Origin of the sequence: Noviherbaspirillum galbum (genome assembly GCF_010974945.1) — a bacterium.
In the GTDB taxonomy this organism is placed as follows: Bacteria; Pseudomonadota; Gammaproteobacteria; order Burkholderiales; family Burkholderiaceae_D; genus Noviherbaspirillum; species Noviherbaspirillum galbum.
The window spans coordinates 1-2,483 of sequence record NZ_JAAIVB010000092.1 but is presented as its reverse complement, the minus strand read 5'-3'; the positions used below and the strand labels follow the sequence as shown (position 1 = coordinate 2,483).

The window sequence follows — 2,483 nt, the reverse complement described above, 5'->3', positions numbered from 1 at the left end:
GTAAGCGTCCTTTGAGAGCCGTCTGGACGAAGTGATGTGCCGTCGGCATGATTCGACCGGTGTGGCACGCCTGGTTTGTGTCCACAATCGACATCATGGACATAATGGATCGACCGGTCACTTCCACTACAGATACCAAGCACTATCGCCGGCACAGCCTGGAATTCAAACTGGCGTTGGTCGAGCAAACAATGCAGGATGGCGCCTCGGTGGCTCGCATCGCAAGGGAGAACGGCGTCAATGCCAACCAGGTCTTTGCCTGGCGCAAGCTCTACCGCGAAGGCGCACTGGGAGCCGAAGCAGCCACCACTACAGCGCTGTTGCCGGTGACGCTCACTGAACCTGCGCCGGCTATTGTTGCTGCATCTGCCAGTACTGCTGCTACCGGCGTCATTCGCCTGGAATGTGCCAATGGAAGCCTTACCATCGAAGGCGTACCCGACGATGCGGTGCTCAACCGTATTCTCGATCGCTTGCTGCCATGATCGGCCTGCCGGCGGGCACACGCGTATGGCTGGCAGCAGGCTTCACCGACATGCGCAGCGGTTTCAATGGCCTGGCCGCCAAGGTGCAGACCGCGCTGGCTGAAGACCCGTATTCCGGTCATGTTTTCGTCTTCCGCGGCAAGCGCGGTGACCTGATCAAGGTTCTGTGGTGGACCGGCGATGGCCTGTGCCTGCTAGCCAAGCGGCTCGAACGCGGCCGCTTCATCTGGCCGCAAGCCGCACAGGGTAGCGTAGCGCTCAGCTCCGCCCAGCTGTCGATGCTGCTCGAAGGCATCGACTGGCGCCGCCCTGAGCGCACGCAGGTCCCGCTATCGGCGTTCTGACTTGTAAACCTCCCCACACCTGCGTAAACTTGCGGGCATGCCTTCGCCCACTAACCTTCCTGACGATATCGCCGCTCTCAAGGCCATGATTGCCGAACGGGACGCGGCGCTGGCACAGAAGGAAGTCGCCGTTAGCGACCTGCGCGAACAACTCTCTACCCGTACTGCCGAGATCGAACACCTGAAGCTGTGGATCGCCAAGCTGCAGCGCATGCAGTTCGGCCGCAAGTCTGAGAAGCTAGACATCCAGATTGCCCAGCTGGAATTGCGCCTGGAAGACCTGCAGGCCGACGAAGGGCAGTCCGCCAGTGCAGCACAACGCCAGAAGCGCCCCTTCCGCAAGCCGCAACGCAAACCGCTGCCACCACACCTGCCGCGCGACGAGCAGGTCCACCTGCCTGTCGAGCAGGCTTGCCCGGCCTGTGGCGGCAACCTCAAGCAGCTGGGCGAGGATGTGTCCGAGCAGCTCGAATACGTGCCGGCCAGCTTCCGGGTGATCCGCCATGTGCGTCCCAAGCTGGCATGCTCCTGCTGCGACTGTATCGTGCAAGCCGCTGCCCCCAGCCGGCCGATCGAGCGTGGCTTGCCGGGCCCCGGCCTGCTGGCGCATGTGCTGGTGGCCAAGTTTGCGGACCACTTGCCGCTCTACCGCCAATCAGTGATCTACGAGCGCGAGGGTGTAGAGCTCTCCAGAGGCTTGCTGGCCGACTGGGTTGGTGCCTGCAGCGACTTGCTCAACCCGTTGGTGGAGGCCATCGCCCGTCATGTACGCGCTGCCGGCAAGCTGCATGCCGACGACACGCCGCTGCCGGTGCTAGCGCCCGGCCTGGGCAAGACGAAGACGGCACGGCTGTGGACCTATGTCCGCGACGACCGCCCCAGCGGGTCACAGGACCCGCCAGCGGTATGGTTTGCCTACACACCGGACCGCAAGGGCGCCCATTCACAACAACACCTGAAGGACTTCAGCGGTGTGCTGCAGGCTGATGGCTTCGCCGGCTTCAATGCGCTGTACGAGTCGGGCCGAATCCAGGAGGCGGCGTGCTGGGCGCATGCCCGGCGCAAGTTCTACGAACTGGAGCAGGCAAGGCCATCGCCGATCACGGGCGAGGCGCTGCGTCGTATCGGCGCACTGTATGCCATCGAAGAAATGATCCGCGGCAAACCGCCGCAGGAGCGGCGACGCGTGCGGCAGGAACAAGCCAGGCCGCTGCTTGATGCATTGGAAGGGTGGTTGCGCGAGACATTACCGACCCTGTCGCGCAAGTCCGACACAACCGCGGCGATCCTGTATGCCCTCAATCGCTGGCCGGCACTGACGCGCTATAGCGATGATGGCATCATCGAGATCGACAACTCGGCAGCGGAACGTTCCCTGCGCGGCGTGGCGTTGGGTCGGAAGAACTATCTGTTTGCCGGCGCGGACTCGGGTGGGGAGCGTGCTGCGGCAATGTACTCGCTCATTGGCACGGCCAAGCTCAACGGCATTGATCCGCAGGCCTACCTACACCACGTTCTGGGTCGCATCGCCGATCACCCAATCAACCGCATTGATGATCTGCTGCCTTGGAACGTCGCGGGCGAACTGCCTTCCTTCGCCGTCCCCGCCTGACTTCCACTTCGCCGTCAACCACGGTGCTCAACTAACGCTTAC

At 63.0% G+C, this 2,483-nt stretch carries 3 protein-coding genes; all 3 read left to right on the top strand.

Annotated elements, in window-relative coordinates:
* Nucleotides 1–47 precede the first annotated feature (47 nt).
* The 3 genes from tnpA to tnpC are packed head-to-tail and all read left to right on the top strand — an operon-like array spanning nucleotide 48 to nucleotide 2,441.
* A complete protein-coding gene (tnpA, locus tag G3574_RS28000; RefSeq protein ID WP_163968861.1) occupies nucleotides 48–485 on the top strand; it encodes an IS66-like element accessory protein TnpA in 438 nt (145 codons plus the stop codon).
* Nucleotides 482–829: an IS66 family insertion sequence element accessory protein TnpB gene (tnpB, locus tag G3574_RS27995; protein ID WP_163968860.1), complete on the top strand. Its 348-nt coding sequence runs from the start codon at nucleotides 482–484 to the stop codon at nucleotides 827–829. The genes tnpA and tnpB overlap by 4 nt, the downstream gene beginning before the upstream one ends.
* A 37-nt stretch (nucleotides 830–866) precedes the next feature.
* The gene (gene tnpC / locus G3574_RS27990; protein ID WP_163968859.1) at nucleotides 867–2,441 is read left to right on the top strand and encodes an IS66 family transposase; all 1,575 of its coding nucleotides are present in this window, start codon (nucleotides 867–869) and stop codon (nucleotides 2,439–2,441) included.
* Nucleotides 2,442–2,483: the final 42 nt, after the last annotated feature.

Excerpts from the sequence above, each read along its gene's own strand:
- tnpA (WP_163968861.1), top strand. The coding sequence starts at position 48 with ATGATTCGACCGGTGTGGCACGCCTGGTTTGTGTCCACAATCGACATC.
- tnpB (WP_163968860.1), top strand. The coding sequence starts at position 482 with ATGATCGGCCTGCCGGCGGGCACACGCGTATGGCTGGCAGCAGGCTTC.
- tnpC (WP_163968859.1), top strand. The coding sequence starts at position 867 with ATGCCTTCGCCCACTAACCTTCCTGACGATATCGCCGCTCTCAAGGCC.